Raw genomic sequence first — 25,163 nt, 5'->3', positions numbered from 1 at the left:
AATCGGATTAAATTTTACGGTTTACGTCGAATTGTTCTAGAAGATCTGCAATACGTCTCAGGAATGCTCCACCCAGTGCACCATCAATGATACGGTGGTCGTAAGAAACAGACAGGAACATTTTATGACGGATAGCGATTACATCGCCAGCAGGAGTTTCCAGAACCGCCGGTTTTTTGGTGATATTTCCGGTTGCCAGGATTGCAACTTCCGGTTGATTAATAATTGGTGTGCCAATATCGTTTTTGAAAGTACCAAAATTACTGATACTGAATGTGCCTCCTGAAATTTCATCCGGAGTTAACTTATTAGTGCGGGCGCGGTTCGCTAAATCATTCATTCCGGAAGTTAAGCCTACCAGGTTTTTCTGATCCGCATCTTTAATGACTGGTACAATTAAGTTTCCATCCGGTTTGGCAACCGCTACTCCAATATTTACTTTTCCACGCAAAATAATTTTATCGCCATCAACCGATGAATTCAGCATTGGGAATTCACGCAATGCTGTTGCAGCTGCTTCAATAAATACAGGCATAAATGTCAACTTTTGACCAAATTTTTCCTGGAATTCATTTTTCACTTTATTTCTCCACAGCACAACGTTTGTCACATCGATCTCAACAACCGAAGTTACGTGTGGCGCAGTTTGTACTGACTGAACCATACGCTCAGAGATAATCTTGCGGATGCGATCCATCTCAACGACCTTATCATCTGCTCCAACAGTAATGTTCAATTTCGGAGCTGCAGGTTTTGCAGGCGCAGCAGCCGGAGTTTCAACTTTTGCTGCTGGTGCAGGAGTAGCTTTTTTAGCACCTTTACCTTCTAAATAATCTAATACATCTTGCTTTTGAACACGACCACTGGCTCCACTACCATCAATTGTTTCTAACTCTTCAAGAGAAATATTTTCTTCTTTGGCAATCGATCGCACTAATGGAGAATAAAAACGTGTTGCTTCTTTAAAATCAGCCGGGGCGCTCTCTTCGGCTACTTTATCTTCTTTGGGTTCCGCTGGTGCAGCTGCTTCTTCACTTGCTGACGAATCGCCATCATCTTCTCCATCAATTTGGATGATTGCAACAAGATCTCCTACCGGAACAACTGAATCAACTTCAAAAAGTATTTTTTTAATTACCCCATCAACAGGTGAAGGAATCTCGGAATCAACTTTCTCGGTCGCAATTTCGAAAAGCATATCATCTTCTTCTACCTTGTCCCCTTCTTTTACAAACCACTTTGTAATAGTTGCTTCCTGAACACTTTCGCCCATCTTGGGCATCTGAATTTTAAATTCTGACATTTTCCAATCTATTTATTTAACACTTTATTATCTGGAATTTTCATCACATTAAACACGCAGGTTTTAGAAATGTTCAAGCAATAGAAGACTTTCCAAAGCATTGATTGTTTCTATGCTTTATGCCGTAAATTAAATGTGAAAATTGAATGATTGCTTTGCCGTGAAATTGAACAGATTTTAGTTCTGAATTTCAATTTTATCAAAGATTCCGACGAGCTCGGTTGGATTGCTGGTAGCTCGCAATTCAGCTTCTAATGGAGTAGTATCTTTGGATGCAATGAGGATGCACTTCTCAAGAATACTGCCGAACTCACTTTCTGCTTCTTGCTTTTGTATTATTCCTTTTTTCAGACACTTACAAAAGTACTTCGATAATTTTTGGACAGAATAGTATAAATCAGGTTTTATGATTTCGGTAGAAACCTGAAAATCAGGAGCCCCCATATTAATCTGACGCGAGTAAACTTGATTAAATTGAGCTAATTTAATCCGGATGTCTTTACTGAGGTACTGATTGGGAGGGCATTCATCAACGATTGGGTAATGCAAGGAGTCAGCTTTAAAAACATATTTGTTCTGGGCCTTAGCTCCACAAACAATACTGATTAAAAAGCAAATAATACAAACACTCCTCATAGCCGTAAAAATTTCCTTTTAAAAATAGGAAGTTTCGGGAAAGAAGTAAAAAAGAATACGTTAAAATAGCTTAAAAAGGTTATTTAACAGCTGCAATCTCCAGTTTGTGAATTGGGTAGTAATTAAATAAATCTTCCTCTGGCCAATCTTTAACTCTCCGGCAAATTTGATACATCAGTTGGTTAATGTCCCGTGACAAAAGAGATCCTTTCCAGCTGCTTGTATTCGAAATAAATACCCATGTTAATCCGTCTTCTGTCCGTTTAATCATCGCCGAGGTGCCAGCCATACTACCAGTACGAATCCAACTTCCATTATTTAAAGTTGTTTTCCACCCTAGCGGTCCCTGGGCGTAGGTATTGTCAGTCATTTCATCTATTGAGGAAGCTTTCAAAATGTCGGGGACCCCTGGCTCATCATCAATATAGGTCACTAAGCGTGCTAACTCAATCGCAGAACAAATCCATCCCCCTGCTGATCCCAATAACTCAATCGGGTTTCCACCATCAGATTTGGCCACCATTTTGCCTGATCCATTATACTCAGGGACCAAACTGCTTCCTTCTACTTCAAAATAGTTGACTTCATTCGGCCTTTTGTTGGCTGCATAGCTGTTGCCGATATGCATGTCGGTTATACCGTTTGGAATCAATATATTGTCTTGAATGAAGTCTTCATAAGGCTGACCACTAGCTGTTGCAATTACTTGTTCCAAAAACATGTACCCCATATTGGAGTATGAACTTTGTGTTCCGGGATAAAATGATAGTCTTCTTGAAGCAATAAATTTATAATAGGATTTGATTGTCGCGGGTGCTTCATCACCAACTTTTTCAGCAACTGTTAATGAGTTAAAAGCAGGATCACCATAACGTTGTGTCCATCCGCCGGAATGAGACAGCAGGTTACGGACTGTAATTTTGTAGAGCTTCTTATCCCGAACTTTATTGAAAATAGAGTCCTTTATAATGCCATTAGGTCCAAAAACACAATCATCGAGTTGAAGTTTGTGATCCTCGACTAATTTCATAATAGCGACAGCTGTAAGCAACTTGGAAACGCTGGCTACTCGAAACAAATAGCCTGGTTGTACCTGGTCTCCTATTCTATTAGCAGGACCAAAGCCTTGTGCATAAACAAGCTTTTCATCCTTCACGACAGCCAGTGAAACGCCTTGAAGTCCCCAGTGTCTTCTGAAGCGATTAATTTGCTTCTCGATGTAGGCAGATCCTGAAAAATCTGATAGATCATTCGTGATTCGATTATTTAGACCTTCTAATTCGAGCTGATAATATGGTGGTATTTGTTTATGCGCATAATAGCTTTTTGAACTGTAACTAAATACAAGTACTACAATGACAAACAGATACTTAAGATACCTCACGTTACAATAGTTAATTAAGATTACATTTGTAAACCACCAATAATTTCACGAACTGAACTAAAGTTGTGACGCTCTAAATAGTCATTGATTCCATCTACAATTTGTACAGGAATCGTAGGATCAATAAAAATAGCTGTTCCAATCTCTACTGCAGTAGCACCGGCAAGCATAAACTCAATAGCATCTGTCGCATTCATAATGCCTCCCATACCAACAACCGGAACTTTAACGGCTTGAGCAACCTGCCAAACCATGCGTAAGGCGATTGGTTTAATTGCCGGACCTGAAAGTCCTCCGGTAATCGTTGACAAAACCGGTCGACGTGTTTCTGCATTAATTGCCATCCCCAGAAAAGTATTGACCAGCGATACACTATCAGCTCCCTGGCCTTCAACTGCTTTGGCAATTTCAGCAATGTTTGTAACATTCGGCGATAGTTTTACAATCATCGGTTTGGTATATACAGCACGAACTGCTTTAACTACCGATTCGGCAGATGCGCAGCTTACGCCAAAGGCCATACCTCCTTCTTTTACGTTCGGACAGCTGATATTTAACTCGATTGCCGGAATTTTATCTAATTCATTAATCTTTTCGGCAAGAGCGATATAATCTTCAATTGTTGAGCCATTTACATTTACAATAAAATTGGAATCAACATCTTTAATCGTCGGATAGATGTTCTTTATAAAATTGTCAACTCCTTTGTTCTGCAAACCGACTGCATTTAACATTCCTGAAGGCGTTTCTGCCATCCTGGGGTAGTCATTACCTTCGCGTGGATTGAGTGTTGTACCCTTCATAACAACACCGCCGAGCTTCGTTAAGTCCACAAAATCGGCAATTTCCTGCCCAAAACCACATGTTCCGGATGCAGTTAAAACAGGGTTCTTAAAGTAAAGGTCTTTTATTTTTACGCTTAAATCTGCCATGTCAAATCTTTAATATTGAATACAGGACCATCGGTACAAACACATTTGTGTCCGGAAGTTGTTTTTTCTACGCAACAAAGACAAACACCAAAGCCACAAGCCATGGTATTTTCCAGGGACACTTCACAAAATACCTCTGCAGCAGCAGCATCTTTAGCAACTGCTTTCATCATTGGGTTAGGTCCACATGTGTAAACTTTGCTAAAAGTGGCCAATTCACTTTTGTATACCGGGTGATTAGTGACAAATCCTTTTTCGCCCAGGCTTCCATCTTCTGTTGTGAAATATAAATTTCCATTTGATCTATAGGCACTTACATCGACATGATCCTGGGAGCTTCGGGCACCTAACAGCACATGAACTTGCTCCGGTTTTAATCCGCATACTTTCGAAAGGTAAAGCATAGGAGCAACACCACTTCCACCACCGATCAATAAAATTTTATCATCGGCCTGTGGCATTGTAAAGCCATTACCTAAGGGATAAATGACACTAATTTTGTCGCCTGCCTGGTATGTTGTCAATACTTTTGAACCTCGTCCAAGAATTTTAACCAACAATGAAAATTGCTTCTTTTCCTTGTCAACATCCAATATTGAAAAAGGTCTTCTCAGAAAGATCTCAGTTGCCTTTTTGATTTCAACATTTACAAATTGACCAGGGAAAATTGAAGGTAACTCATTTTCAGACTGAAGTACTAGGCGAAAATTATCGTGATTTAGCTGTTGATTCTCTACGAGCAATAGCTCCTGAACAGTTTTTTTCATTCCAAAATTCAATTTGCTCGCAAATATAGGAGAAAATTTACTTCGACGGTAGGTATTGTTTAAAAGTTTGATCGGTGTAGAACACGACAATACGCTCGATAACCTTATCGCCGGAAGCTTTGATTACATCTGCAACTTCTTGTTCTTTAACCTCGATGTTGATAAGTTCAGGTACCTGTTCCTCAGCTTTGGGCTCTTCTTGCTCTTTAACGAAAGGGATTTCTTCGTCTTTAGGCGTAGAGTTAAACAAGTTCACTGGTTCTTTAGTCTCCCCAATCAGCATATTACCATCGCCGGTAATAAGCCATTTGGCGTTGATGTCGGGGTAAGTCTCCAAAAGTTTACTAATGAATAAAAACCCCGGTTTATTACGACCTTGTAAAACGTGGGTAACATTTGACCGTTGTACTCCGATTGAATCAGCTAGTTCGGAAGAACTAAGCCCTTTATGATCCATAAACTGCCGTATGCGACTATTCATAAATGTCAATTTAAACTATTTACAAATATAAAGTAAATATTTGAATTCAAAGAATACAAAAGTGAATACTTGCGATTTATATTTGTAACTCAAATCGAGTATTTTCAATTTGAATTTGTTTGAATAGTCCTTAAAACGACCACAAACAACTTTCGTTAAAGTCAATAAAACTCTAATATTCAAAATATTAATACCAAATAAAGCTATAATTAACTATGCCATGGGGATTATAACACTATTCAGTTACAATCGATTTTATATAATCTATGTAATACGCTGATTTTAAATGTACAATACCCGTTTATACCCAACACAAATGCCCTATTGTAGGGATTAAAATATGTCAACTCCCCCACTCTAATATTTGGGTATTAGTGCCTAAATACCTACTACTTTTGTAAATCATATCGATTTGTTTTTGTGAATTCTGAAATGTCAATACTATTCTGTTTTGTGAATTCACAGAAATAAATTGTAAACTTTTTGAATTTCATTGGATAATTCGGGGAAATTAATTCTGAAAACTGTTTTTGTGCTGTCAACTCAAAAATTGAGTAATATTCATGTACAATGGATCATACAGATTGATTTATTCAACTCTAAAGGCCTTAAAAAGACGAACAACTCAATATTATGCGTTGATATACAGGCTATTTATTCAAAAATTCATCGACAAACAGTCGACTGCTTCTATATTATTCCAGAGAAGATTGGTACATGGGAGTGTTTTCTACCGTAAGATTTATAAATTTGAGTTTCAACCAAAAGAAAAATGCTATGCGAGGAATTCCTGCTTCTGGCGTGATTGTTTTTTTCTTGATCATTTTGCTCATCGAGTTATTATCCTACCTCGGAATTATTCAACTTGTCTCTGGCAAGAGATTGAAGAGAATTGTATCGATTATTTTTTGGGCTGTCTCTGCAGCATTCATCTCGGTCTGGCTTACGGCCTTTTTGAATCCGGAGAAAATTCGTCAAGCTGCCAATTATGATTTTTTCTATTTCGTTATTACAATCTCAGTCATGAACTTATTCCCTAAAGCCTTGATCGCTGTAGGGACAATCATTGCTTTCCCATTCAAACTGCTACATCTGAAAGTTTTTCACCAGACAATTTTATTGGCTGGAATTGTGATCAGCTTCGGAATGCTTATGAGTATAGCCTATGGCATTAGTATTGGTCGAGAGACACTTCAGGTTAATCACGAAGAAATAAGACTGCAAGGACTACCGACAGAACTAGACCAACTGAAGCTCGTCCAAATTTCGGATTTACACTTAGGGAGTTTCTCTAACGATGAATTTTTGGAGAAAACAGCTCAAACCATTAATAAAATTAAGCCTGATATATTGGTATTTACCGGAGATATGGTGAATAACTATTACCAGGAAATGATTGGTTTTGAAGATGCTTTAAATAGGATGAAAGCCAAATATGGCAAATTTGCAATCTGGGGAAACCACGACTATGGTGACTACTCGGATTGGAAAAGCCAAAAAGATAAAGTCGAAAATCACCAGGAAATCGCCGAAAAGATCAAAGCAGCTGGTTTTAATCTGTTGCAAAATCAATCGGCAAAAGTGACAATAAAGGATACTTCGTTGTACATTGTTGGAGTCGAGAACTGGGGGCACAAACCATTTCCTCAATATGCCGATTTGGGGCTTGCTATGCATAATGTCCCCGATTCTGCCTTTCGCATTTTGCTGTCCCACGATCCTGCTCATTGGGAAGACGAAGTTCGAACGAAAACGACAATTCCTCTAACTCTTTCAGGACATACACATGGTGGTCAATTTGGCGTCAAAATCGGCGGAATTACTTTTAGTCCGATGTATCTGATTCAACCTTTATGGGCCGGGCTGTACCGGAATAAAGATCAGTACCTATATGTGAATCAAGGTTATGGATGTATTGGATTTCCGGGAAGAATTGATATGAACCCTGAAATTACGGTAATAACACTGCGATCAAATACTGTCGAAACTTATCGAGAATAATAATTCAAATCGCATCTCTCTAAAATCTGGTAAATAAATTGAACGAATGCCGATTGACAACGGAGCCGGCAAGCGCAAAAAATGTCCATCACCCGTCATTTCAACACCAAATGAGCTTAAATACTTCTCATAAATGCTGTGCACAGAATTATCTTCATTATAGGTTTTTCCTTTAAGTGAAGAGAAGTCGTAAAATAGTGATGCTCTTAAGCGTTTCAGATAAAAAAAGCGTCCAAAGCTAAAATCCGGATATGCCAAAGGAAGCATATAGTCGGCTGTAAAAGTATAAAGTCGCGTATTACTGATTCGCTGAATTCCTCGTGGAAAGCGAACGACATCTGAGAATGACAAGCTTTTATCTGTCAGCTTTTCCTGGTAACCATTGTAAATGCGAATGGCTTGATTTTTCAGGATTCCGGGAAAGTAAAGATAAGTTTGAACAGCTTTCAAATCTCCGACTTTAGTACCTCCGGTCGGATTTTGTTTAAAGACGAAATCGACCGCCTGGCCCCAACGCGGCGCCACATCCAGTTCGGCCCGCCGAAGTACATTTTGAAAATACAGCTGATAGGTTATCCCATGATAAAACCCATGGTAAAATTCATCCGGTGTTGTTGCATCATGACTCAATTGGGTTCGAGCATATTCAATTTGCGGCTGGAGAAACTGCACATATTTTCCACTGCTGAAGGTTAATGGCAATTTAGCAGCTAATTCGTAAGACAACTCATTCCATGAAAAAGGGTGATAAATTGTATCTCCATTCTGCTGAATGACACCATAAGTCGATTTTCGTTTACCATAGTTAACCTCAGCCCTTATAACCGGAAACAATCCTGAATATTCGAAGCTCGCCCGATATTTACCAGCTCGTTCTGTCCAATCATAATCGTAGCCCAGATTTGCAGTTGATGTTCCCAATTTATTTTGAGAAAAGAATGAAACTCCGGGTCTCACCTCATAGGCTGTCGTATTGATATAAACCGGAGCCCAACTGTGAAAATTGAAAAGATGAGTCAGTTTCCGATAAGGTTTTATCTGGAATGAGGAATCAACTAAGTTTGAAAAATTGAGCACCTTCCCCTCCTGCTTTGAAAGTGAATCAGCTAACTTGTTAGATATCATTCGTTTTCCGGTGCTTGCCTCATCCAGCCATTTTTCAACCGGGAGTTTTGCCAGCTGATAACCATCAGCTGTATAATTACTGAAGTACAAGAATTTTCCGTCACAAGATCCGTAATCAGCTCCAAACGCAACACTTGTTTTTTGAGTGCTTATTTTCGAATTCAAATCCAGTTGCCATATATTGTCTACCCCTGATTCTGCTGATGTGTAGATTAATGAATGATCATAATAAGTAAGATTACGAATATCGAAGTATGAAGGCTCTGTTAAGCGAGAAACTTCACCACTTTGAAGATCGATAGCAGCAATGTATTTACCGTGCTCTGACATGCCAATGCAAAAAATCTGCTTGGCATCCGAATCCCAACAAGGACTAAAAATGAAATCGTTGCTGTCAAGTTTATAACTTCGAATCAGCGTCCCATCATTCAGATTATAGACACCAAGGCTGTAGTCATTCGTTGTATTTACACGGACTGCGGCAAATCGATTCCCCGTTGGGGATATTCTTGGAGCAAAAAGGTTGTCATCATATTTGAATTCTTGCTTTCGAGGGATTGACGGATCCAATAAAATAATAACTGATCGATCTGCATGATCCCAGCGCACATGCGCTCTTCGCTCCGACCAGATTACTTTTCCATCTATTGCCGAAAAAGATTCTTCCAACATTGTTCCTGGTGTAAAAAGGACTACTTCTTGTCCATCTATTAGATCCACAATTCGTCCGATATCATCTCGACTTTGTTTATACGCAATGATATCACCATGTGCTGTTACTTGAGGATATAGATAATTGGTATAGATTTTAGGGGCAGAAGTCAAATTTTCAGGAATTGTAGTTGCTTGCTTTTCAAGTTCTTTATTCCAGGATTCCTGATAATCAGAGAAGAGTTCAAGGTACAAGTTCTCCTTTGTTTTACCGGTTTCTTGCTTTAGTATTTTATTTACAGGATTGATTGATAAAGGTTTATTGGCAACGTTGTCCAAAATATCAGCCCATATTTTATCTCCGTATTTTGCACGAATTCCTCCAAGCATCCACCATCCAAACTTGTAACGATTTGGCACAAAATTTTTGTACGATCCCAAAGTTGCTTTATCGTAACTATACAAACCTTTCTCCATCAGCTGGGCTTTGTTCTCCATCAGAAAATAGGGATTACGTCCCCGCCCGGTATTGCTCAGTACTGTCTCCGAAATAACAGCATCTCCCTCCAAAAGCCAGAATGGCACATAGGCTGCAACAGTAGCAGCGGCGGCCTGTTCGCCGAATAAAAGTTTAAATATAAATGGAAGTTCAGTCTCTATTTTATCCATCTGAACAACATGTCGAAACTCGTGAATTGCCAATTCCTCCAACCAATCCTGCGCATAAATTTTTTGATGTGGAGTTGGGTATAATTCCATTCGCTTAGGAGTCCAGGCAACCATACCGTTTGAACTAACCGTATGCGTGTGCATGATCACCGATATTTTTCGAGGCGCTTTACCTAGCGATTGGTAACCAAACTTATATACTTCTTCCAAGATTGCAGCAAATCGCTGTGCTTTAGACTCATACTCCTCTGGGAATATTAATTGAAAATTCGTAGTGTTTATCTGAGACCATTTAATATTTGCCGGATCTGCTCCCGTTGAAAAATACTGGGAATAGGCTGAATTGACCATGAAAAGGATCAATATAAGGACCAAGCTGAATTTCAATCTCTTCATAAAAGCCACATCATTTTTTTAGCCTTGAATATAATTAAAAATAATACCCTTTGGTGTGTAAACCTATTGAAGAAGTATGGCATGAACTTGTTTCGTCCAAAAAATCACATAATAATCGATACTTGAGTTATTGATTTTGACTGCTTAGACTTATATTTGAGTAATTCTAAACAGATATTCTCATTGAAAATTTATTTCGAACAATCGAACGCTTTACTTTTCTTGCTACCAGCTCTTGTTTTGGTCGTATCTCTGGCTTGGTTTACCTATCGATCCCAAACTGAGCGTAGTTTCTATAGTAGGGTGCAACGGAGTATATTAGCAATTCTTAGATCGTTTGCTTTAACCTTGATGGTCATCCTCTTGTTGATTCCAGCAATCCAGCTTTATCAGTCTTATAAGAAACAACCTCTTATCATAATAGCTGCCGATAATTCAGAATCTGTTTTAAGTTACCGCAAAGCTTGCGAAGATGCTGTAAATAGGACGAAGCAGGAATTGAAAAACGTCAGAGTGGAACAATGGACTTTTGGACAAACGACCAAAAAAAGCGATGAAATCACCAATAGTGAAGCTCGATCAAATTATAGTGATTTGTTCCATACCATTCAAAATACGTACCTTCCTTCATCGGTTTCAGCTATGCTCGTTTTTGGAGATGGAATTTTCAATTCTGGGGTTGATCCGGTATATACAAGTCGAATGGTAAACTACCCGGTTTATACGATTGGGATTGGAGATACTACTCAACAGATAGATGCTGCGATCTTGAAAGTTAAACACAATCAAACAGCATTTCTTGGCAATTATTTCCCGGTCGAGATCGATCTTTCCTTCAATAATCTATCTCATAAACAGTCAGAATTGAAGATTTGGGAGGGGAATAAATTGGTGGAGCAAAGACAAATAGCTATTGACAATGCTGATTTTTTTCAGCAAGAGCAATTTCAGGTAAAAGCAGAGAAAGCCGGTATCGTAAACTATCGGGTTGAAATAAGCCAATTTGACGAAGAACAGAACTCCAAGAACAATCGCTATAATTTTTCCATTCGAGTAGTTAACCAAAAACAACAGATTCTGATTGTTTCCAATGGTTCTAATCCCGATAATGCAGCCTTAATTCGTATAATAAGTCCACAAAAAAGTTACAGCTTTAAGCTTGTTACAAGTAACTCTGAAAAAATTAATCCAGCTGATTTTGATTTGGTGATTTTGAATCAGCTTCCGGACAAAAGCAGTGCGAATAGCGCGTTAATTGAGAAATTAAAGCACTCCAGCAGACCAATATTGTGGTTGACCGGACAACAAACAGATTATTCCCGATTGAATAATTTGTTGCCCGGATTCCGGTTCGATGAAGTCAAAAATACAGAATACGCTTCAGCGGCTGTCAACGAGAATTTCGACTTCTTTCAGTTAGAAGACTATTGGGTGAGCGAGATAGAAAGCTGGCCACCTTTGCATGTTCCTTTTGCGAACGTCGAATTAACCGGAAACTGGCAAACATTGGCTTACCAACGAGTACAGCAGATTGATCTGATACGACCTTTAATTTGTTTGGGACGTGTCGATGGAACTAAAACAGCACTGATTGCAGGAGAAGGAATCTGGAAATGGCGTATTTATGATTTCTTGCAAAACAGCTCGGATGAAGTTTTTGATAACCTTTTTCTCAAGTTAATTAACTATCTGATTTTAAAGCCTAATGAAGATAATTTCAACATTTACTATCAGCAAAAATATACTGAGGATCAAGAAATTACATTAGATGCAGAATTATTAGATGAAAATTACGAGCCATTAAACACTCCAGATGTTAGTTTAAAGCTTACGGCTGATAACGGCACCATTTATGATTATACCTTCGATAAAACAGAAAGAGGTTATCACTTGAATGTTGGAAAACTTCCGGTTGGCAATTATTCTTTGGAGTCAATTGTAAATTATGGAGGAAAACAGCTCGTGGAAAATGGCTCTTTCAGAGTTGATAAAATACAACTTGAACAAACAAATTTACAAGCTAATTTCAATACCCTATATCAGATTTCAAAAACCACTGGTGGTAAATTTGCCACTGCCGATAAATTGGATCAGATCATTCAGAAACTCAAAGCAGATGACCATCTGAATACTCAAAGACTTAAGCGTTTAATTTTGAAAGAGCTCATTCAACTAAAGTGGCTTGCACTTTTAATCATAATTCTACTTTGTATGGAATGGTTTTTGAGAAAATATTGGGGATCGTATTAAACATCTATTGAAGATTTTCTAACTTTCAGGTTCGATTACTAATTCGAAGTTTATGAATTTATTGAAACACAACAAGCTGCAACTGGGACTATTGGTTCTGATACTAGCTCTTAGTTCATGTGCTTCTTCCTACAAATCGTTGGTTATAGAGACTGCTAAACCAGCATCACATATGCTACCGGAAGATATACACAGTTTAACCTTGATGAATCGGGCTATTACCAGCGATTTTCAAAATTTTAATAAGGATAGTTTACAGCAGTTTTTTTTCAGTCGCGGCTTTGACTTTAACAGCGTAGTACTTGATAGCGTTGCTGCCGATACGACTTTAAAAGCTCTTGGTGAGTTACTTTATGAATCGGGTCGCTATGATGTGGTAATTCCGGAAGAGCGCTTTTTAGAGCGTCATAAAAAGTTTTACCTGGTTCCGGACAAATTGGATTGGGACGAAGTTTCATCGTTATGCCAAGAATTTAACACGGACGCACTACTGGTTATTGAACGCTACTACAACAAAATAATGACTGGGTATAACGTTTTTAATGGTTCGAATGGTGATGCTAGTTATGCATCAGCAAGCATTGATTCGAAATATGATGTTGTTGTAAAGGTTTACGATCCAGCTAAGCAGGAAATTATCAGGCAGTTGGTTGTTGATGATACAATTTCATGGAGAGATGGAGGATATTCAACTGAAAAGATTTTTGACCAGTTACCCTTGATCAAAGAATGTTTGATCCAAACCGGTGTCCAGGCTGCTCTGGATCTGGATGATAAACTCTCGCCCAATTGGGTGAAGGAGGATCGGATATTTTTTGTAATCAATAAGTCGGATCCTGGTCAAATTAACTTGTTAGCCAATGATAATAAGTGGCAGGAGGCCTATGATTATTGGCTTCAGTATACCAAATCGACGAAGAAATCGGTAAAAGCCAAAGCTGAGTTCAATTTAGCTTTGGCATCGGAAATGTTGGGTGATATTGATTTAGCAATTGAATGGGCCAATAAATCGTATTACACCAAATACATGCAACAAACTCAAAACTATCTGCTGACACTAAAGAAACGTCAGAGTATACTTGAGCAATTCAATCATTAAATAATATTTGACTACGATTTTACTGCCGGATAATCAATATCCGGCTTTTTTAGTGCCCTGAACATCAAAAACAAACCGCCTAAAATAAACGGGATACTCAGCCATTGGCCCATGTTTAAAGTCATCCCTGCTTCAAATGCTTCCTGATCTTCCTTAATGAATTCAATCATAAATCGGGCGAAAAATACCATCACGAAAAACACGCCAACGATAAAACCTTGTTTTTTGCGCAAATCTGTTTTGAAGAACAGATACAGCATAACACCAAAGGTAATCAGGTAAGAGAGTGCTTCATAGATCTGGGTTGGATGCTTTGCTACTTCCTCGCCATTACGCTCAAAAATAAATCCCCAAGGCAAATTGGTCGGTATACCGTAAATTTCTGAATTCATCAGGTTTCCGGTACGAATCATAGCAGCAACCAAAGCTGTAGGTACCACTACCCGATCTAAAACCCATAATACGGAGCGCTTTGATACTTTTCTGCTCCAGATTATTAGTGCTATAAAAATTCCCAAAGCACCTCCGTGACTTGCTAAGCCACCATGCCAGACTTTCAATATTTCGCCGGGATGTTGTGAATAATAGTCCCACCCGTAGAAGAGAACATGTCCCAAACGTGCTCCTATAACGGTTGCTACCAGCATGTATATGAACAAACTTTCAAGCCATTTTACATCCGAACCTTCATACTTAAACATCTTTTCCTCAAGGTTATAACCGATCAAAAATCCAATCGCAAATAGTAAACCGTACCACCGAACCGATAATGATCCGATGTGAAAGATTTCGGGGTTGACGTTCCAATGAATAAAGCCTAAAATCATTTGCATATGTTTATGTTTGGAATATTATATTAGTCTGTAAACTACCAAAAACGAAATAAGAAAACATTAAAAAAAGAATAAGTAGCCTAAGCTACTTATTCTAAACCTTTGCCATGACAGCTCTTATATTTTTTACCGCTTCCGCAAGGACACGGATCATTACGACCAACCTTTTTCTCAACGCGAACCGGCTGAACTTTCTGTGGTTCCTTCCGTTCCGGTGTTCGTGATTGAGATTCAGGCAATTCGGACTTTTGAGTTGAATACTTACTCATATCCATTCTTCGGGCAGTTTCAGCTTCACGAACCTGACTCGGATCTGCAATTGGGATATGTCCCTTCATCAAAGTAGAAACAATATCCTTATTCACCTTCTCAACCATTTGTTTGAATAGGTTGAATGACTCAAACTTGTAGATCAACAGTGGATCCTTTTGTTCGTAGGCAGCATTTTGAACGGATTGTTTCAAATCGTCCATCTCGCGAAGTTGTTCTTTCCAGGATTCATCGATTGTGGCCAGAACAATTTGCTTCTGATAAGACTTCACCAATTCCTTACCGTGGTTGTTGTAAGCTTTTTCCAAGTTGGTAACAATCTGGAAGATTCGTTTTCCATCCGAAATCGGCACAACAATATTTTGGTACATGTGAGCCTTGTGCTCATAAACATCCTTAATTACAGGATATGCTTGTTTTGAGATTGTCTCTACCTTTCTTGTGTATGAATCAATCATCGTTTGGTAAATCTTCTCAACGATTTCTTCAGGCTTCATCTGTTTGAATTCGTCTTCATGAACCGGCGATTCGATTGACATTAAGCGCATCAATTCCAGATTAAAATCTTCGAAATCATTTTCGAGTCCGTAGTATTCATTAACAACGGCCTCCACTGAATCATACATCATATTCAGCAAATCAACTTCGAGACGTTCGCCATACAACGCGTGACGACGTTTTTTATAGATCACCTCACGTTGCGAGTTCATAACATCATCGTATTCCAGCAAACGCTTACGAATACCGAAGTTGTTCTCTTCAACTTTCCGCTGTGCACGCTCGATCGATTTAGTAATCATCGAGTGTTGAATAACCTCACCTTCTTCCAAACCTAAGCGGTCCATAATTCCGGTAATCCGATCCGAATTAAATAAACGCATCAGGTCGTCTTCCAATGACACGAAGAATTGCGAAGATCCCGGGTCTCCTTGACGTCCGGCACGACCACGCAACTGTCGGTCAACACGACGTGAGTCATGACGTTCGGTACCAATAATGGCCAAACCACCTGCTGCTTTCACTTCAGGAGTCAACTTAATGTCGGTACCACGACCGGCCATGTTCGTAGCAATGGTTACCATTCCTTGTTTACCGGCATCGGCTACAATTTCGGCTTCCCTTGCGTGCAATTTCGCGTTCAATACGTTGTGCTTAATTCCGCGCAACTTCAACATACGACCAAGTAACTCAGAAATTTCAACCGAAGTTGTACCAACCAGAACGGGACGTCCGGCTTCGTGCATTTCTACAATTTCCAGAATTACGGCATTATATTTTTCCCGTTTGGTCTTATAAACTTTGTCATTCCAGTCGTTACGCACAATCGGACGGTTGGTTGGGATTACAACCACATCCAATTTGTAAATATCCCAGAATTCGCCTGCTTCTGTTTCTGCAGTACCGGTCATACCTGACAGTTTATGGTACATCCGGAAATAGTTCTGCAAAGTAACAGTTGCGAATGTTTGGGTTGCCGCTTCAACCTTAACGCGTTCTTTAGCTTCAATTGCTTGGTGTAAGCCGTCTGAGTAACGACGACCTTCCATGATACGACCGGTTTGCTCATCAACGATTTTCACTTTGTTATCAATCACCACATACTCCACGTCTTTCTCAAACATGGCATATGCTTTCAACAGCTGGTTGATTGTATGAACGCGTTCTGATTTAACAGCATAATTTTGCAGCAGGGTATCTTTCTTTTCAATCTTATCCTGAGCGCTAAGTGTTTCGTCATTCTCAATTTCAGCAACCGAAGCCCCAACATCCGGTAAAATAAAGAATTCAGTATCTTCAACATCCGAGGATATTAAATCGATCCCTTTATCTGTTAACTCTACCGAGTTCATTTTTTCATCGATAACAAAAAAGAGCGGATCGGTTACGACATGCATATTCTTACTGTTATCCTGCATGTAGTAATTCTCCGTCTTCTGCATGACAGCTTTGACGCCCTCTTCGCTCAAAAATTTGATCAGGGCTTTTGTTTTAGGCATCCCCTTGTGCGCACGCAAAAGTTGCATGGCACCTTCCTCTTTTTCTTCTTTTGTAGCATCTGACTTACCTAATAAGCGTTTGGCATCGGTCAGGCACTGCATCGTATAATTTCGTTGTGCTGAAACCAAACGTTCAACACGAGGCATTAACTCTTCAAATTTCTGATTATCGCCTTTCGGAATCGGTCCTGAGATAATCAATGGAGTACGAGCATCGTCAATTAAAACCGAGTCAACCTCATCAACAATGGCATAGTGGTGTTTGCGTTGCACCAAATCACGAGGATTGATCGCCATATTGTCACGCAGATAATCGAAACCGAATTCGTTATTCGTTCCATAAGTAATGTCGGAATTATAAGCTTTTCGACGTGCATCAGAGTTCGGTTGATGTTTATCAATACAATCGACACTCAAGCCGTGGAACTCGAAAATTGGTCCCATCCATTCGGAGTCACGTTTTGCCAGGTAGTCGTTCACAGTAACTACGTGAACTCCCCGTCCGGCCAAAGCGTTAAGAAAAACCGGTAATGTTGCTACCAGGGTTTTACCTTCACCGGTTGCCATTTCGGCAATTTTCCCGTTATGCAAAACAACACCACCAATCAACTGTACGTCGTAGTGAACCATTTGCCAAGTGATCTCTGTACCACCGGCTACCCAGGAATTGTACCAGATGGCTTGCTCTCCGTCAATTTCAATGCTTTCTCTTGTAGCTGCCAAATCACGGTCAAAATCGGAAGCTTTTACGACTACTTGTTCATTTTCAGAGAACCGTTTAGCCGTTTCTTTTACAATCGAAAAAGCAGCGGGAAGAATTTCATTTAAGACTTCTTCAAGCTTTTCATCAATCAGTTCTTCCAATTTATCGACACGCTGATAAAGTTGTTCACTTTCCTGTATTCCAACTTCTTCAGCTTTAGCCTTCAGTTCAGCAATTTCCTGTTCTTCGGGTTTTATTCTGTCTTGTATGATTTGTTTTAATTTCTCTGCTTCTGCTCTAAGCTCATCGTTGGAGAGTTGAGTAATCCGAGCATATTCCTTTTTGATATTCTCAAGAATCGGAGTAACTTCCTTGATATCCCGATCTGATTTGTTCCCCAGAAATTTTCCAAGGATTTTACTTACAAAAGCCATTCTATTTTATTTTTTTCTTATAAATCTACTTGACTGCCCACAAAAGTAATTATAATGAATTACTATACTACTGGCAGGTTATTTTTTTTCAATAATAATTATGCCACAACAATTAGCTCCTCAATAGGCCGACAGAATAGCATCTTTTCGCGTATTTCATGACAGAAAATCCGATTTCAAATTACTTGTTCTGACAATTGAAATAGCTACTTTTGAGGGCTTAAAGTAAAAGATTTTCCCTGATGATAGACGATTTCAATACAACCTGTTTTGTCTGCGAAGAGCCTGTTGAAAAAGATTGTTCCCGTAATACCTCCGTCAACTTACCGGTATGCAATAAGTGCAAGGGAACCGAGCGAGAGAAAGAAAAAGTTCAGGAATTGCTGGACGGAATGGCAGATGGATTTGTTTGCGGATGCATCTAAAAAAAGCCGCGATCAAAAAGTATGAAAGCGGCTTCTATCCTGCTGTTTAATCATTCTAATAGAGCAGATGCTGATAACTTGGATTTACAAGATTGGGTAAAAATGCTGCAATTAATGCCAAAGCTTGCTCATCATCTACTCTATTCGGAGTCAGAATTCGTTGCTTTGCCATCTCTTCGGAATTAAGAACGGCGCTGGTTAACAGACGAGGAAACTGGCTTTCTGATTTTTTTACCTTTCGTGCACCAAAACCAGTTTTGGAACATTCATATACAACCTCGAAATGGTCGCCCCGAACGATATAAGTTTTACAATTCTTATTCTTCTTGTAGGTAATAAGAATCGGACATTCCTGATTGTCATAATTTAAGGTCCATGCTGCATCTACACCTCTAAAAAGTTCGGCATGTTTCATTTGTTTAATAGTATAATCGTCGAAAGTACGGCTACTACCTGCGGCACTTGATGACAAACTGATAGTTAATAGAACAATAACTGCTGCAAATTGGAATAATCTGGTTTTCATGACTGTTTGATTTTAATGTTTAATTCTGAAATTGTTTCTTTTACTTAAATGCTTGTTCTTGTTTCTTACATTTAAATAGACGCCAACAAAATCAAAATATTACAGCCATTGCAGGTTCCTTCGACCAACGAAATTAGAAATACGGTAAACGAGGCTAGTTAATCTGTAAACGAATTGAAAAAGTTCGAATTAATAATTTTACTTTCTATTCTGAAGATAAATTTCCAGTCGATCCAAACCTTCTTTTATACGGTCGAGCGAATTGGCATATGAAAAACGCAGGTATCCCTCTCCTCCCGGACCAAAGTCAATTCCGGGAGTAACGCCAACATGAGCCTTCTCCAGGATATCAAAAGCTAACTGATATGAATTTGAAGACAGATGACTGGCATCAACAAAAACATAAAAAGCTCCGGTGGGCTCAACCGGGATCGTAAAACCAAGTTGTCCTAAACGTTTAATCAAGTATTTACGACGTTCATCGTAGGTAACAACCATTTGGATCACATCATCATATCCTTCTTGCAAGGCTGCAATACCGGCTTTTTGCGCAGTGGAACTGGCACAAATGAACAGGTTTTGTTGCAGCTTTTGAAGTGTACGCATGTATGGTTTGGGGGCAATCAGATAACCCAATCTTAGGCCTGTCATCGCAAATCGTTTTGAAAAACCATTCAAGACGAAAGCCTGATCCGTAAATTCTAATATACTGTGCGCTTTATCGCCATATACTAAACCGTGGTAAATCTCATCCGAAATAATCGGCACATTGAGCGCGGCCATCATTTTTAATGATTCTTGACTCAATAAATTTCCGGTCGGGTTCATTGGGCTGTTGATCATGATTGCTTTTGTCCGTTCCGTTATTTTCGCCACAACATCTTCTCCATGAAATTGAAATCCATCGGATGCAGAAACTGGAACCCGAACGACTTTGGCACCGATGTAGTGAATAAAATTTGCATAACATGCATAGGCCGGATCAGAAATAATCACTTCATCTCCCTGTTCACATAGCACCGAAAGCGCCATTAGTATTGCCGGCGAAGAGCCCGATGTTACAATGATTTGCTCAGTATCTACAAAAACTCCATATTCTTTCCGGTACTGTTCCGCAATAGCTTGTCGAAGTTCCGGATCACCCAAACTATGGGTATAATGAGTCCGACCTCCTTCAAGTGCTTCACAAACGGCATTTTTAACACAAACTGGAATCTCAAAATCAGGTTCCCCTACCTCCAGGTGAATGATGTCAATTCCCTGCTTTTCCATAGCTTGTGCCTTTTCCAGCACTTCCATTACAATAAACGGATTAATTTCTTTTGAGCGTGAAGCCGTCATGGTGATGATGTGAGTTTTTATTTGCGAAAATACTGAAATTATCGCTCAACAAGACAGCGAACAGCAATTCAAATTCTGTCAAAATCCATTTGCATCATGGTAGATTTGCACTCCACCGCCAATTCGAAACTTATCTGAGACCTTATATTCCAAATGAAGATTAACCCCTTGGATATTCATCTTATCAGGGGATGAATGTAGTGGTTGTACTCCGAAAATTGAATTTGCAGAAAAATTACTACCGGATAAACTAAGCTTATCTGAAAGTTTATAGCTTGCAAATGAGTTAAGCGAATAAGCTGAAATAAACGGAGTAAACGACACCCCAAAAGGATAAAACGAAAATGTTCTGATTGGATATATGGAAAAATCAGGTCGTTCAACTTTCAGCTTCAAGAGATCAGAAATTGCATTTTTCTGAAATGAAAGCTCTCCAGCATCAAATACCAAAGGCATATTTAAGGGCTGGTAGAAGTTCACCCCTGTTTGTTCTGACTTCACTTGCTTATCTGGCTCTAATCCAACCGGACCGGAATATTCCTGAGCATACCCCTTCGTCGCAAATACAATGAATATCATCACAAAGAGAAACTGCTTTATCACAGCAAATCTATCTCTAAAAATGGATGCAGCCATAAAGCAGTTTCCTAGAATATTATGATCCAACTATTAAAGGAATTTAATTCCCAATGTAACCATGAATAATTTACTCTTTTCTTTACCGGCATCCGAATAGATATCTCCAAAACTGTTTTCCATCCTAGCATCAAGCGACAAGAACAAAAAATCAACCCCAGCACCATACTGGATACCAACGTAGTTATCCTTTACCTTATCAAGATTAAATTGTGTATCTGTTGTAGAACCATCTTTATCGGTTATAAACGAAAAAACGGGGCCCGCATTAATCCGCAAATTAAAAGCCGGTAGTTTAATCAATTTATATCCCAACAACACAGGAACATCAATGGTCTTCAAATCAAGAGATTCTTCCGACATAAGATCAACATCTTTGAGGATACCACCTTTGGTGGCAAAATAACCTTCCGGCTGCAGGTAAATTTTGCCCATGTTAATCCGGACAAAGGCTCCAACCAAAAAATTATTGACCGATCCGTCATTAAATTGATCCAGGCTTGTTGTAATTTTCGACGATGAATAACCAGCTTTCAACCCCAGGTTCACCGGAGAAATCCCAAACGAGAGTTGGGCAACAACTAACAGCAAACTTACGACTACGATTTTTTTCATAAGAATCAGTTTTGAATTCGAGCAAAAGTATCAGTTATAACAGGACCTCTCCCTAATTAAGAATAAGGATATTCCCGTGTAATAATTAAACGATGCGATTGCTAAAATAGTACAATTCTACTTATCCCAAATCAAATCGCAAGCATCTGCTGGCATCCAGTGTTTTTCTTTCCCTTCCCATTTGACGTTACAGCCAATAGGGTTCGTTACCGGAACCGAAATATTTTTCCCTTCAACAAGTTCCTGCAGGGCCCGATCCAAATCATTCACTGTTACTTTTGAGCGATCTTTAGGGTTATCTACTGCCCGACCGGTATAGACCAGTTTACGCTCCTCATCAAACACATAAAAATGTGGCGTGCGCAAAGCTCCATAAGCTAAAGCGACCTTTTGTGTTTCATCATAAAGGTATACCCATGGAAATTTATACTCATCCATTCGTTTCACCATATGCTCAAAGTCATCTTCCGCATAGGTATTTTTGCTGTTCGAGTTTATCCCAACAAATTTAACATCGTTTTCGCTAAACTTAAGTGCTGTTTCCCTGGTCAGCTCATCGCTTCCAATGACATACGGGCAATGATTGCAGGTGAAAAATATTACCAGAATTCTGGCATCTTTGAAATCATCCAATGTATAGACTTTCCCATTTGTCGCCGGTAACTGAAAAGCTTTAGCATTTTCACCAATTTCCAAAGTAAAACTCATAATTGTCTTTTTCTTTTTACAAACAACAAAACCGATAATTAGTTTTTGTCCTTTTCTCTTCATTCAAAAAGGTATATTGAAATTGCTCAGGTGGTCATTTAGTAAATGAAAATTTGGTTATTGATGTTAATAATCGCACAAAATCAGTGGAAAAACGGCATTTTTTACTTCGAACTATTGGAAAATAGAAAAAAAATCTAGTAGTTTGAAAATATGAATTTTATCAACTTTATTACGTTATAATCTTTTGTTATCTAAGTTAATAGCTTGAAAAATGAAATCGGATAAGAACTCAAAAAAGAACTTCAAACATTCTGACATTGAGAAAAATGATTTAGGAGGCCATGCTGGCAAGAGTGTAAAAAAGGATAAAAGTGGCAAAAAACGTCTATCCATCTACGACGAGTTTGATGAAGAAGATTTGGATCTGATGAACTACAAGCGTGAGGAGGAGGATGATTTGTATGATGAAGATGAGGAGGATTAATCGGACTTCTTCATTATAGCCACGCTTATAAAGCTGGATTATTCACTCGATTTTGAGGTTTATTTTGTAAATAAGCCTCAAAATTTTTCACCATAATTTCCATAAGCCTTTGTCTGGCAGCTATTGTAGCCCAAGCAATATGGGGAGTAATAATGCAATTGGGCGCCGAAAGTAGTGGATTATTTGCAGCAGGTGGTTCCTGTGATAAAACATCTAACCCAGCACCGCCTAAGTTTCCGGTTTTTAATGCTTGAGCCAAGTCCATTTCGTTTATCAATCCACCACGCCCGGTATTAATAAGAATAGCCCCACTTTTCATTAATGAGAACTTTTCGTTGTCCATGAATTGAAAGTTGTCATCCGTAAGCGGACAATTAAGACTGACAAAATCTGCTCGTTGAAGAAGTTCGTGCAATTCCACCTGCTGCCAATCGGCATTTAAAGAACTTTTATCAGATCGGTTTTGAAAAATCACCCGCATCCCAAATGCTTGAGCTATTTGAGCAACTTTTTGTCCGATTTTCCCAAAACCAACGATTCCGATTGTCTTTCCGGCTAACTCGATCAGCGGAGTCAACCGATAGGAAAAGTCAGGGCTTTTTCCCCACCCTCCCTCCTGTACATCGCTAAAGTGTGATGTTACCTGGTTCGTAAAAATCAGAATGAATGCGAACACAAGCTGAGCAACCGAATCGGTACTGTAGGCCGGGATATTCGTAACGGTAATGCCCGAACGATCGGCAGCATCTAAATCAACAACATTATATCCGGTTGCCAACACCCCAATATATTTCAAATTCGGACATTGCTCGATTATTTCCTTCGTGACAATAACTTTATTTGTAAATATTGCTGTAGCTCCCTGAATGCGCTCTAAAGTTTCCTCCGGGTGCGTTCTATCATAAACACGCAATTCTCCCAGGTCTTCCAGTAATTTCCACGAAAGATCCCCTGGGTTTAATGTATAACCGTCGAGCACAACAACTTTCATAAAGGATCTCTTGAGGTATTAATGCTGATAGTTTATACCGAGACTATCAATTTCCTGAATTGTAAGTGTCGGCATTTTACCGTCTCTAAGTTTTGTTAAGACTAAACGTCCTGTTTTTAGAGCATCTTCTTTGGATTGAAATCGCTGACGACCAGAAATACAAGGTATATATTCCTGATCAATATAGACTTTGTCTTCGATTAAAATTTGATAACTCCATCCACCTTCAACAGCAACTGTTTTTAATTCAGCAATTTTTTGAGGCTTGCATGAAAACAACAATACTCCTGAGATTCCCAGGAGTATTGCTATTAATTTCGTTCTATTTAAGAACCAAGCCATGTTTGACTTAGTCTGCATCATTATATTCTGCATTTGGTTCAAAACGATACATATCGTCGAAGTTAGAACTGGTTCCTTGCTGACCAGTTAATACATAACCAATGTTATTGATCGTGAAAGCAACTGCATTATAACGAGATGAACCTTCGAAAGCAGTTTTTTCAACCCAAAGATCGGTACTTGGTGTGTATTCCCAAACCGTACTGCCTGAAGAACCTTTTCCGCCGGTTGCGATATATCCTTTACCATCACAAGTAAATGCTACAGCATTAGTACGGATGATATCATAGTCGTCATCATAAGAAGCATCACTTTTATCTGAAATCGCTCTCAATGCAGTCCATGAATCAGTTGTCGGATCATACTTATAAAAATCATCCGGGTAAGAACCATTCGCAATACCGGTACAAACATAGGCATAACCATCAATCACGAAACCAACAGCATCTGAACGTTTGTCGCCTCCGAAATCAGCTTTTTTACTCCAGGTACCTACTGATGGATCATAAGCATACATATCTTTATAGGCAGTACCATCTGCATCAGATCCTCCCAATACATAACCTACGTTATTAATAGAAAAAGCTGTCATACCCTCACGGCCAGTTACTTCCGGGCTATTAACGTTATCAGATTGCAAATCATCAATCTGTGTCCATGTATTATCTGAAGGGTTGTATTCGTAAAAATCTTTCAAGCGAACACCACTTGTTCCGTCAAAACCTGTACCTACATACAATTTACCATCAGCTGCAAAACTTACGGCATTTGTTCTTGCTGCTCCAGGGAAATTAGCAATTTGGTTCCAGGTGTTTGCAGCTGCATCGTAAGTCCAAAAATCAACCAGGCGCTCATCTTTTGAATAGTTATAACCTAATCCGATAAATCCCAGTTCTTCACCATTTACCTCCACAGTTGTTCCGGTTGCACTCGTTCTGGGGATACCACTAAAGCTCCCTAGCTGAACCCAGTTACCAACTAAATCACTAGAACTATTTCCACTACAAGAAGCCATAGAAGCTATAATAGCAAGCATTAATCCGAGTCTAGCAACTCGGGCATACCATTTATTTACAAAGAAATTTTTTCGAATCATCTGTGAAATAAAATTATATCAGTTAGGCCGCAAACATAAACGGTTAGTAAGACGGAAAAAAAAAT

The 25,163-nt window shown here is 39.1% G+C and carries 22 protein-coding genes; 5 read left to right on the top strand and 17 right to left on the bottom strand.

Annotation, left to right across the window (positions count from 1 at the left end):
- Positions 1-7: 7 nt before the first annotated feature.
- From AC37HE_RS11840 to AC37HE_RS11815, 6 genes are all read right to left on the bottom strand, one after another.
- Positions 8-1,303 carry a dihydrolipoamide acetyltransferase family protein gene (locus AC37HE_RS11840; protein ID WP_500783057.1) on the bottom strand — a complete coding sequence of 432 codons (1,296 nt, stop codon included), beginning with the start codon at positions 1,301-1,303 and terminating at the stop codon, positions 8-10.
- A 177-nt stretch (positions 1,304-1,480) separates the two neighbouring features.
- Positions 1,481-1,939, bottom strand: a complete 459-nt coding sequence (locus AC37HE_RS11835) for a hypothetical protein (RefSeq protein ID WP_500783056.1) — start codon at positions 1,937-1,939, stop codon at positions 1,481-1,483.
- Positions 1,940-2,018: 79 nt separating this feature from the next.
- On the bottom strand, positions 2,019-3,323 hold the full coding sequence (locus AC37HE_RS11830) for a serine hydrolase domain-containing protein (RefSeq protein ID WP_500783055.1): 1,305 nt from the start codon (positions 3,321-3,323) through the stop codon (positions 2,019-2,021).
- A gap of 20 nt (positions 3,324-3,343) precedes the next feature.
- The gene (locus AC37HE_RS11825) at positions 3,344-4,255 is read right to left on the bottom strand and encodes a dihydroorotate dehydrogenase (RefSeq protein WP_500783054.1); all 912 of its coding nucleotides are present in this window, start codon (positions 4,253-4,255) and stop codon (positions 3,344-3,346) included.
- Positions 4,243-5,022: a dihydroorotate dehydrogenase electron transfer subunit gene (locus AC37HE_RS11820; RefSeq protein WP_500783053.1), complete on the bottom strand. Its 780-nt coding sequence runs from the start codon at positions 5,020-5,022 to the stop codon at positions 4,243-4,245. The genes AC37HE_RS11825 and AC37HE_RS11820 overlap by 13 nt, the downstream gene beginning before the upstream one ends.
- Before the next feature lie 37 nt (positions 5,023-5,059).
- Positions 5,060-5,503 (bottom strand): helix-turn-helix domain-containing protein, encoded by a 444-nt coding sequence (locus AC37HE_RS11815; protein ID WP_500783052.1) that lies wholly within the window; start codon positions 5,501-5,503, stop codon positions 5,060-5,062.
- A 777-nt stretch (positions 5,504-6,280) separates the two neighbouring features.
- Between AC37HE_RS11815 and AC37HE_RS11810 the strand changes: the two genes are divergently transcribed.
- A complete protein-coding gene (locus tag AC37HE_RS11810) occupies positions 6,281-7,504 on the top strand; it encodes a metallophosphoesterase (protein WP_500783051.1) in 1,224 nt (407 codons plus the stop codon).
- Here AC37HE_RS11810 and AC37HE_RS11805 read toward each other — a convergent pair.
- Positions 7,475-10,345: a TolB family protein gene (locus AC37HE_RS11805; RefSeq protein WP_500783050.1), complete on the bottom strand. Its 2,871-nt coding sequence runs from the start codon at positions 10,343-10,345 to the stop codon at positions 7,475-7,477. The genes AC37HE_RS11810 and AC37HE_RS11805 overlap by 30 nt on opposite strands.
- Positions 10,346-10,528: 183 nt before the next feature.
- Between AC37HE_RS11805 and AC37HE_RS11800 the strand changes: the two genes are divergently transcribed.
- Both AC37HE_RS11800 and AC37HE_RS11795 read left to right on the top strand, forming a co-directional pair.
- The gene (locus AC37HE_RS11800; RefSeq protein ID WP_500783049.1) at positions 10,529-12,595 is read left to right on the top strand and encodes a hypothetical protein; all 2,067 of its coding nucleotides are present in this window, start codon (positions 10,529-10,531) and stop codon (positions 12,593-12,595) included.
- A gap of 52 nt (positions 12,596-12,647) precedes the next feature.
- Positions 12,648-13,694, top strand: coding sequence for a DUF6340 family protein (locus tag AC37HE_RS11795; protein ID WP_500783048.1), 1,047 nt, complete (start codon positions 12,648-12,650; stop codon positions 13,692-13,694).
- An 11-nt stretch (positions 13,695-13,705) separates the two neighbouring features.
- On the opposite strand, the gene lgt is transcribed toward AC37HE_RS11795, so the two are convergent.
- A complete protein-coding gene (gene lgt, locus AC37HE_RS11790; RefSeq protein ID WP_500783047.1) occupies positions 13,706-14,527 on the bottom strand; it encodes a prolipoprotein diacylglyceryl transferase in 822 nt (273 codons plus the stop codon).
- Between the two features lie 89 nt (positions 14,528-14,616).
- Entirely contained in the window at positions 14,617-17,931 is a 3,315-nt protein-coding gene (gene secA, locus AC37HE_RS11785) for a preprotein translocase subunit SecA (protein WP_500783046.1), read from the bottom strand.
- A 242-nt stretch (positions 17,932-18,173) separates the two neighbouring features.
- Here secA and AC37HE_RS11780 point away from each other — a divergent pair, with 242 nt between their 5' ends.
- A complete protein-coding gene (locus tag AC37HE_RS11780; protein ID WP_500783045.1) occupies positions 18,174-18,356 on the top strand; it encodes a hypothetical protein in 183 nt (60 codons plus the stop codon).
- A 55-nt stretch (positions 18,357-18,411) separates the two neighbouring features.
- Here AC37HE_RS11780 and AC37HE_RS11775 read toward each other — a convergent pair whose 3' ends face one another.
- The 5 genes from AC37HE_RS11775 to AC37HE_RS11755 all read right to left on the bottom strand — a co-directional run bounded on the left by AC37HE_RS11775 (position 18,412) and on the right by AC37HE_RS11755 (position 22,245).
- A complete protein-coding gene (locus AC37HE_RS11775) occupies positions 18,412-18,882 on the bottom strand; it encodes a hypothetical protein (protein ID WP_500783044.1) in 471 nt (156 codons plus the stop codon).
- Positions 18,883-19,080: 198 nt separating this feature from the next.
- Entirely contained in the window at positions 19,081-20,223 is a 1,143-nt protein-coding gene (locus AC37HE_RS11770; RefSeq protein WP_500783043.1) for a pyridoxal phosphate-dependent aminotransferase, read from the bottom strand.
- A gap of 78 nt (positions 20,224-20,301) precedes the next feature.
- Entirely contained in the window at positions 20,302-20,859 is a 558-nt protein-coding gene (locus AC37HE_RS11765) for a hypothetical protein (RefSeq protein WP_500783042.1), read from the bottom strand.
- 33 nt (positions 20,860-20,892) lie between these two features.
- Complete coding sequence (locus AC37HE_RS11760) at positions 20,893-21,474, bottom strand: porin family protein (RefSeq protein ID WP_500783041.1); 582 nt, start codon at positions 21,472-21,474, stop codon at positions 20,893-20,895.
- Between the two features lie 117 nt (positions 21,475-21,591).
- Entirely contained in the window at positions 21,592-22,245 is a 654-nt protein-coding gene (locus AC37HE_RS11755) for a thioredoxin family protein (protein ID WP_500783040.1), read from the bottom strand.
- 211 nt (positions 22,246-22,456) lie between these two features.
- On the opposite strand from AC37HE_RS11755, the gene AC37HE_RS11750 reads away from it, so the two are divergent.
- A complete protein-coding gene (locus AC37HE_RS11750; protein ID WP_500783039.1) occupies positions 22,457-22,669 on the top strand; it encodes a hypothetical protein in 213 nt (70 codons plus the stop codon).
- Positions 22,670-22,694: 25 nt separating this feature from the next.
- Here the strand turns inward: AC37HE_RS11750 and AC37HE_RS11745 are convergent, their stop codons facing one another.
- Genes AC37HE_RS11745 through AC37HE_RS11735 form a run of 3 tightly spaced genes read right to left on the bottom strand, consistent with a single transcriptional unit; the run spans position 22,695 to position 25,038 of the window.
- Entirely contained in the window at positions 22,695-23,660 is a 966-nt protein-coding gene (locus AC37HE_RS11745) for a D-2-hydroxyacid dehydrogenase (RefSeq protein WP_500783038.1), read from the bottom strand.
- Between the two features lie 18 nt (positions 23,661-23,678).
- Complete coding sequence (locus tag AC37HE_RS11740; RefSeq protein ID WP_500783037.1) at positions 23,679-24,023, bottom strand: DUF4907 domain-containing protein; 345 nt, start codon at positions 24,021-24,023, stop codon at positions 23,679-23,681.
- On the bottom strand, positions 24,010-25,038 hold the full coding sequence (locus AC37HE_RS11735) for a Kelch repeat-containing protein (RefSeq protein WP_500783036.1): 1,029 nt from the start codon (positions 25,036-25,038) through the stop codon (positions 24,010-24,012). The genes AC37HE_RS11740 and AC37HE_RS11735 overlap by 14 nt, the downstream gene beginning before the upstream one ends.
- Positions 25,039-25,163 lie beyond the last annotated feature (125 nt).

Source organism: Mangrovibacterium sp., assembly GCF_059905295.1.
Note: the sequence above shows the minus strand (reverse complement) of the source record. Positions and strands in the feature narration are given on the sequence as shown.

Excerpts from the sequence above, each read along its gene's own strand:
- AC37HE_RS11780 (WP_500783045.1), top strand. The coding sequence starts at position 18,174 with ATGATAGACGATTTCAATACAACCTGTTTTGTCTGCGAAGAGCCTGTT.
- AC37HE_RS11775 (WP_500783044.1), bottom strand. The coding sequence starts at position 18,882 with ATGAAAACCAGATTATTCCAATTTGCAGCAGTTATTGTTCTATTAACT.
- AC37HE_RS11745 (WP_500783038.1), bottom strand. The coding sequence starts at position 23,660 with ATGAAAGTTGTTGTGCTCGACGGTTATACATTAAACCCAGGGGATCTT.
- AC37HE_RS11840 (WP_500783057.1), bottom strand. The coding sequence starts at position 1,303 with ATGTCAGAATTTAAAATTCAGATGCCCAAGATGGGCGAAAGTGTTCAG.
- AC37HE_RS11810 (WP_500783051.1), top strand. The coding sequence starts at position 6,281 with ATGCGAGGAATTCCTGCTTCTGGCGTGATTGTTTTTTTCTTGATCATT.
- lgt (WP_500783047.1), bottom strand. The coding sequence starts at position 14,527 with ATGCAAATGATTTTAGGCTTTATTCATTGGAACGTCAACCCCGAAATC.
- AC37HE_RS11755 (WP_500783040.1), bottom strand. The coding sequence starts at position 22,245 with ATGAAGAGAAAAGGACAAAAACTAATTATCGGTTTTGTTGTTTGTAAA.
- AC37HE_RS11765 (WP_500783042.1), bottom strand. The coding sequence starts at position 20,859 with ATGGCTGCATCCATTTTTAGAGATAGATTTGCTGTGATAAAGCAGTTT.
- AC37HE_RS11770 (WP_500783043.1), bottom strand. The coding sequence starts at position 20,223 with ATGACGGCTTCACGCTCAAAAGAAATTAATCCGTTTATTGTAATGGAA.
- AC37HE_RS11835 (WP_500783056.1), bottom strand. The coding sequence starts at position 1,939 with ATGAGGAGTGTTTGTATTATTTGCTTTTTAATCAGTATTGTTTGTGGA.
- AC37HE_RS11750 (WP_500783039.1), top strand. The coding sequence starts at position 22,457 with ATGAAATCGGATAAGAACTCAAAAAAGAACTTCAAACATTCTGACATT.
- AC37HE_RS11815 (WP_500783052.1), bottom strand. The coding sequence starts at position 5,503 with ATGAATAGTCGCATACGGCAGTTTATGGATCATAAAGGGCTTAGTTCT.
- AC37HE_RS11760 (WP_500783041.1), bottom strand. The coding sequence starts at position 21,474 with ATGAAAAAAATCGTAGTCGTAAGTTTGCTGTTAGTTGTTGCCCAACTC.
- AC37HE_RS11805 (WP_500783050.1), bottom strand. The coding sequence starts at position 10,345 with ATGAAGAGATTGAAATTCAGCTTGGTCCTTATATTGATCCTTTTCATG.
- AC37HE_RS11820 (WP_500783053.1), bottom strand. The coding sequence starts at position 5,022 with ATGAAAAAAACTGTTCAGGAGCTATTGCTCGTAGAGAATCAACAGCTA.
- AC37HE_RS11825 (WP_500783054.1), bottom strand. The coding sequence starts at position 4,255 with ATGGCAGATTTAAGCGTAAAAATAAAAGACCTTTACTTTAAGAACCCT.
- AC37HE_RS11735 (WP_500783036.1), bottom strand. The coding sequence starts at position 25,038 with ATGCTTGCTATTATAGCTTCTATGGCTTCTTGTAGTGGAAATAGTTCT.
- AC37HE_RS11740 (WP_500783037.1), bottom strand. The coding sequence starts at position 24,023 with ATGATGCAGACTAAGTCAAACATGGCTTGGTTCTTAAATAGAACGAAA.
- secA (WP_500783046.1), bottom strand. The coding sequence starts at position 17,931 with ATGGCTTTTGTAAGTAAAATCCTTGGAAAATTTCTGGGGAACAAATCA.
- AC37HE_RS11795 (WP_500783048.1), top strand. The coding sequence starts at position 12,648 with ATGAATTTATTGAAACACAACAAGCTGCAACTGGGACTATTGGTTCTG.